The 4,841-nt window shown below is 70.0% G+C and carries 3 protein-coding genes and 1 pseudogene; 3 read left to right on the forward strand and 1 reads right to left on the reverse strand.

What is annotated here, in order from left to right; all coding sequences use genetic code 11:
- A pseudogene (locus HW130_RS35030) lies at positions 1 to 663 on the reverse strand (pentapeptide repeat-containing protein); the annotation flags it as partial.
- Positions 664 to 1,254: 591 nt separating this feature from the next.
- Between HW130_RS35030 and HW130_RS35035 the strand changes: the two are divergent.
- The 3 genes from HW130_RS35035 (at position 1,255) to HW130_RS35045 (ending at position 4,120) form a co-directional block, all read left to right on the forward strand.
- The gene (locus HW130_RS35035; protein ID WP_256356535.1) at positions 1,255 to 2,436 is read left to right on the forward strand and encodes a hypothetical protein; all 1,182 of its coding nucleotides are present in this window, start codon (positions 1,255 to 1,257) and stop codon (positions 2,434 to 2,436) included.
- Positions 2,437 to 2,820: 384 nt separating this feature from the next.
- Positions 2,821 to 3,396, forward strand: coding sequence for an adenylate kinase (locus HW130_RS35040; RefSeq protein ID WP_177153807.1), 576 nt, complete (start codon positions 2,821 to 2,823; stop codon positions 3,394 to 3,396).
- An 88-nt stretch (positions 3,397 to 3,484) separates the two neighbouring features.
- A complete protein-coding gene (locus tag HW130_RS35045) occupies positions 3,485 to 4,120 on the forward strand; it encodes a DNA-binding protein (RefSeq protein WP_177153808.1) in 636 nt (211 codons plus the stop codon).
- Positions 4,121 to 4,841: the final 721 nt, after the last annotated feature.

Genomic DNA, 4,841 nt, shown 5'->3' on the forward strand with positions numbered 1-4,841 from the left:
GCTGAAATCTCCGCCGTCGAACGTGACGTCGGTGAAGTCGAAGGCGTGGCCTTGCCACGTGTGGTGATGCTTGAAGGGCAGGCGGAGGTGGTCGCGGATGAGTCGGATGACGGTGTGCCGGACTTCCCGCAGGGACAGGTAGGCGTGGCGGGCTTCCGCGTCGTCCGCCGGCAGGTCGGCTTCGGCGGTGTAGGGCAGCCGGAGGTACGCGCACAGGACGTCGATGCAGGTCTGGCGCAGTTCGCGGGTGGGGGCGTCGTCGGCGAGTCCGGCCAGGGCGTGTACGCCGCCGAGGCGGACGGCGGCGGATTCGTCGCCGAGCTGGGAGACGGCGGTGGTGAAGCGTTCGGTGTGCAGGCGGGTGGCGTCGCGCAGGGCGCCGTCCTCGTCGACGCGCTGGCGGCGGTAGGCCATGACCAGGGCGACCAGGGCGCCTGCGCCGGCTACTACCCCGAAGGAGAGCTTGACCAGGTCGAACAGCGTTTTGGAGTCGATGCGGCGTTCGGGCTTCAGTCCGCGGGCACCGAGCACGTCCCATCCGGCGTAGAACACCGAGGCCGCCACCAGGATCGCAGTAGTGAAGGCCAGGACCAGGACGATACCGACAGGCCACAGGCGCAGACCGCGCCGTTCAGCCTGGCGCCGGGGCAGACGTGATCTCATGACCGACAAGAGAGGCTAAGGCGCACGACCGGTTGCAGCCAATCTCACTGCCTCGGCACCTACTTGCCTCATGTGCCTAGTCGCCGGTTAGCCGCATGGCCTGTACCAGCGGGCAACGAAGTGCAGGAAACCTCGCGGGGTACGCCGACCGGTGTCGAAAACCGAGTGACGCGCATCTGCCTTTCTGTTTGGCCCGGTGGGGGGTGGCGGTAGCGGGCCACAGGCCGGGCGGAGACGCCCTGGCGGGCCTGGCGGCCCTCCAGGGTGGTCTGGCGGGCGCCTTCGGCGCGTTCACCGCCAGACCATCCCGCGCGAGCGCGGGACGCCAGGCCGGGCGCCTTCGGCGCGTTCACCGGCCTGGTGGCTGGTCCTGCGCAGCAAGCTGCGCGCACCGGACCAGCCATCTCCGCCCTCTCTGTGGCCCGCTACCGCCACCCCCCACCGCCGTCCCTCGACAGCGGATCGACCCCCGAAAACCCTGTATGAGCTGGGATTTTGCGTAGAGGAATGAGCTGGAATGCTGTAAAGTTAGTGATGTCGGAAAGGGCGGCACACCCCGACCGGCAACCAACATCGAGGGAAGGAAACTCAATGACCCGTCAGTTGCTTCCGGCGGCTCTGGAGAATCAGCGCAGGGGCGTTCCCGTGGTGGATTCGCTCCCGGCGAAGGGGTTCCCCGGGTATGTGAACGGCGTTCAGCGCATGGCCACCGTCCACGACGTCTACGGGTGGACCAACGTCCACGCCCACATCAACATGTCGCCCGATGAGGCGTACGCCCTCACCGACAAGAGGTCGCCGCACGCCCTGTACGAGCTGATGCTCATGTCCGCCGGGGTCACGCCCCGTCCGGGGCTGCACGACCATTCGCCGGAGTTCGGCAAGGCGCTGGGAGTCATCGCGGCCCGGTTCGCGGAGCACTGCCGCGCCTACGAGTTGAGCCCGGTCGTCTCGTGGAGCTACGACCCGCACACCGTTGACCGCGAGTCCATCCAGGGCGAGAAGCGGTTCCATGCCCACCTTGTCGGGCGCACGCAGGCGGAACGCGCGGCCGTCGCGGCGCGGTCCGTGCGGGCGGGGCAGCTCTCTACTGTCCGCTCGCGCCGCATCGTCGAGGAGGCATCTGTATTGGGCGCGCTGATTGGCGCGGACGTCGTGGACGGTGACGCCCTGCGGGTGCTGGAGCCCATACCGGCGCTCTCCACCCCCACGGCCACGGCCACGGCTCAGTTCCTGTTGCCGCTGGGGTGGGAGAGCCTGACCAGCCCCGATCTGCCCGCCGATCTGGCCTACGTCCACCGCAAGTTGCGGAAGATGTACGACGAGATCCTGCGTGTCTGCACCACCGGCACGGCGGGCATGTGGCGGCGGCCCGTAGTCCGGGAGTTCGACCCGCAGGACATTGACGTACCGCTGCGGGCGGCGACCCGGGCGGCGCTCGCGCACTACCTCCGGGGTCTGCGCCCTGAGCTTCTGTCCGAGCCCGTGGGGCGGTCGCGGAAGGCGTACGTCTACCCGCTGGCCGATCTGGCCTACGCGGTGACGATCGCCGAGCAGGACGGGCAGGTGTTCCTGCACCTGCGTACCAACGTGTTCTCCGACCTGGGAGGCGCAGGAATCAGCATCATGGACGGAGTGATCGTCAAGACGAAGAAGGGGGTGGGCGACATGAGCCCCGCCGAGATCGCCGGGCGGGCGGCGTTCCAGGGCGACTTCCTGCGGATGCTGCACCGTCACCCGCAGGCGGCGCGGGCGCTGTTCCCCCGCCTGTAGAACCCCAGGGCCGGACCCGGTGACCGGGTCCGGCCCCCGTCCCCCACTGTCCCGGCCCGCCACCAGGCGGGCCGGGACGCGGCGTAAAGGACAGCCGCAAGCGGCTGGGGCCCGCCCCCTAGAGCGCCCTTCGGGCGCGGGGCGGACTAGCGGAAACGCCGCCCCCTAAGTGGCCTTCGGCCACGGGCGGCTTTTTCTGCCCTGCGGGCAGGCGCTGCGCGCCGGGCCCCTTCAAGCGCCCTTCGGGCGCGGGCCCGCCCCTGCGGGGCCAAGGAGCCGCCTTCGGCGGCGCCGGTACTTCCGTGCCCGATGCCGCCGCCCCCAAGGGTGATCCTAGATGCTGTAAAGTTTCGCATGTCGACTACCTCTGAGGAGAAGGCGCACATGCCAAGGATCGCCCTGTTCGGAGCGCCGGCCACGGGAAAGACCACCCTGGCCCGGTGGCTCTCCACAGAGCTGGACCAGCCCCACACCGACCTTGACGACCTGCTGTTCACCCCGGACGGGCCATTGCCGCTGGAGGAGTTCCGGCGGCAGGCGGGAGAGATCACCCGCACCGACGGATGGATCGTCGAAGGCAACTTCTCCAAGCTCGCCGACGTCGTATGGCACCGGGCCGACACGCTGGTCTGGCTCGACTTCCCGCTACCCCTGATCTTGTACCGGATCGTCCGCCGCAGTCTGCGCCAGCTCTCAGGACGAGAGGACAGCGCACAGGCCAGGCGCCTGACCTGGTCCAAGGCGTTCTTCGCCCACCGATCCCTGCTCCGCACCGCCATCCGCAAATACCGGGCGAACCGCCCCCGCTACGTCCGCCAGGTCGCCGAGACCGCCGAGCTGGGCGTTCAGGTGGTCAGGCTCCGCGGCCCGCGAGATGTCCGCCGCTGGAAGGAGCAGACAGCGAAGGGGCCGGCGGAGAGCCACTTGCGAGAAGCGGCCCGGCACACCACCGGCCCCTAACCAACATCCAGGCCGACGTCACCGCCGACCGAGGAAGCCCCACCAGCGTAGCCCGCCCCGCCGGAACACCCGAAAGAAGCCTTCCCCCGTGATCCCTCGCAGCCGCCCCGTGATCAACGAATCCGACATCGCTCAACAGGCCGGCGTGCCCATCGCCACCTGGCGCCGCCGCGATGCCCCCGCCTTCCGTCAGCGTGTGCCGGCCCTCTTCCCCAACAGCCGCATCCTGATCTACGACCTTGCCCAGGCCCGTGCCTACCTCGCGGGCAGACCCACCCCCGCTCTGCCCACTGGAGAACATCCCGACGACCTTCTCAACGACGAGGAAGCCGCCGCCCTGCTCGGCGTCGCAGCGAGCACCGTCCGCGCCTACGCGACCCAGGGCTACCTCCCGGCGGGCACCACCGTCTACAGCCTCCGCGTCTGGCCACGCCATGAAATCGAGCACCGTCGCGACAACCCGCTTGGGCAAGGAAAAGGCGGCGGCCGCCGCGCCGGCGAACCCCAGGGGCCCCGCAAAGCCCACGCCTACGAAGGTGATCCCCGCCTGCACACCGCCGCCGCCGCACTCAAGACCGCCGAGGGCACCCCCCGCACCCACCTCGCGGCAACTCTCGCTGACCAGCACGGCGGATCCACCCGCACATGGGAACGGCTCCTCGCCCAGGCCGACCGGACGACCGGAACGGACCCGGACGCTCGCCACAGTCCCCCGTCCCACTGATCACGACGCCGAGCCCCACGGGCATACAGCGGGCCCCGGATCGATCACGGCTGGCGAACCTCATGCACGGGTTCGCCGTGGCTGGCTGCGGGCTGTGTGTGGTGCGCGGTGGGTCCGTAATTCTCCGTGGCCTGCGCCGTTGGCGGCCGCCGGCTCGGTGGGGTGGGGAAAGACGGCTGGCGGCGGGGGGAGGGGTGCCGGGTTGATCTTCGGTCGCCGTCCGCCCGGGCGGTGGTGGGCGCGGACCGTGCCCCCGCCGTCGCGGATGACCGCGCGTGAGGCGACCGCGCCCATAGGCGGTGGCCGAGGGGGAGCAGCTGCTGCCGCGATGTGGCCGGGGCCGCCATGGTCGCTCCGCGTCGGCGCGCGCATCGTCGTGGCCCGGCAGCATGTCGAGGGGTGGTCGCACCAGGTCCGTGCACACCCACCGCCCAACCACCGTCGCGGGTGCCCGTGGACGCTGCCAGCCGTCGAGGACGAGCAGCACCAGGACCACGACGAGCACCAGGACCAGCGGCACCGGCACGGCCGCCGCAGGCCCGCGCCGAGTCGCCGCCGACGAGGCCGACACCCGGTTTAGCTTGCACAAGCCAAGTCGCTGGAAAGTCGCCGAAATGTGGCTCTGACCTGCGGTTTTGTGGGCATGTCGAGTTGCCTGTGGTGCTTTATTGCTGTAATCTTTTGCTTGTCGGAACGGGGAACGGCACCCCACCCCGGCACC

Origin of the sequence: Streptomyces sp. PKU-EA00015 (assembly GCF_013387495.1) — a bacterium.
Classification (GTDB): domain Bacteria; phylum Actinomycetota; class Actinomycetes; order Streptomycetales; family Streptomycetaceae; genus Streptomyces.